Annotated in this window: 1 protein-coding gene; it reads right to left on the bottom strand. The window is 70.2% G+C overall.

Features of this window, described 5'->3' with window-relative positions; all coding sequences use genetic code 11:
- Positions 1-387: 387 nt before the first annotated feature.
- A partial coding sequence (locus D588_RS0116670) for a carboxyl transferase domain-containing protein (protein ID WP_017916786.1) occupies positions 388-1,316 on the bottom strand: 929 nt, incomplete at its 5' end.

Below are 1,316 nucleotides of genomic sequence, written 5' to 3'. Positions count from 1 at the left end.
CAAAAGAAAGCACACCCCGCAGCGCGCCCTCCGCGCTGCGCGCTCCGGGTCCGCAGCCACGTCGGGGATTCGCGGAAGGGGCATCCTGCCCCTGCCGCGAACGGCGCACATCCATGTGCGCCGCCCTTCGGGTTTTTCCCCGCCGCGGCTGCCGCGCCGAGGGGACCCGGTAAGTCAAAGGCAGAGCAAGAGCAAATGCAGGAGCAAAAGCAAAAGCGGGAGCAAAAGCAGCAGCAAAAGCGGAGGCCGTCGCAGCGAGCGCGTCCGCGGAGCCGGTCGTGGCGTCCACCGCCGGACACACTGCCGCCGGCATCGCCAGCGACCACCTGCGTGACCACCGCCGATCCCCGCGCGAACGCGCCTGCCACCGGGAGCGCATGCGCCCACTCACATCCGGAACACCCCGAACCGGCTCGGCTCCGCCGGCGCGTTCAACGCCGCCGACAAGCCCAACCCCAATACCCGCCGTGTCTGCGCCGGATCGATCACCCCGTCGTCCCACAACCGCGCACTGGCGTAGTACGGATGGCCCTGGCGTTCGAACTGCTCGCGGATCGGCGCCTTGAACGCCGTCTCCTCGGCGTCCGACCACTGCCCGCCCTTGGCCGCGATGCCGTCGCGACGCACCGTCGCCAGCACGCTCGCCGCCTGCTCGCCGCCCATCACCCCGATGCGCGCGTTCGGCCACATCCACAGGAAGTTCGGCGAGTACGCGCGGCCGCACATGCCGTAGTTGCCGGCGCCGAACGAACCGCCGATCACCACCGTGAACTTGGGCACCTTGGCGCAGGCCACCGCCATCACCAGCTTGGCGCCGTCCTTGGCGATGCCGCCGTGCTCGTACTTGCGGCCGACCATGAAGCCGGTGATGTTCTGCAGGAACACCAGTGGGATGCCGCGCTGCGCGCACAGCTCGATGAAGTGCGCGCCCTTCAGCGCCGACTCGGAGAACAGGATGCCGTTGTTGGCGACGATGCCCACCGGATAGCCGTGGATGTGCGCGAAGCCAGTGACCAAGGTGGTGCCGTAGCGCGCCTTGAATTCGTCCAGGCGCGAGCCGTCCACCACCCGCGCGATCACCTCGCGCACGTCGAACGGCTTGCGCGGGTCGGCCGGGATCACCCCGTACAGTTCTTCGGCCGGATACAGCGGCGGCTCCGGCGTGCGCAGCGCCAGGGCGGGGGCCGGCTTGCGCCAGTTGAGCTGGGCGACGATCGCGCGGACCCGCGCCAGCGCCTGCAGGTCGTTGTCGGCGAAGTGGTCGGCCACGCCGGAGATGCGCGTGTGCACGTCGGCGCCGCCGAGGTCCTCGGCGC

Source organism: Xanthomonas sp. SHU 308 (assembly GCF_000364645.1).
Lineage (GTDB): Bacteria > Pseudomonadota > Gammaproteobacteria > Xanthomonadales > Xanthomonadaceae > Xanthomonas_A > Xanthomonas_A sontii.
This window is presented reverse-complemented; position numbering and strand designations above follow the sequence as displayed.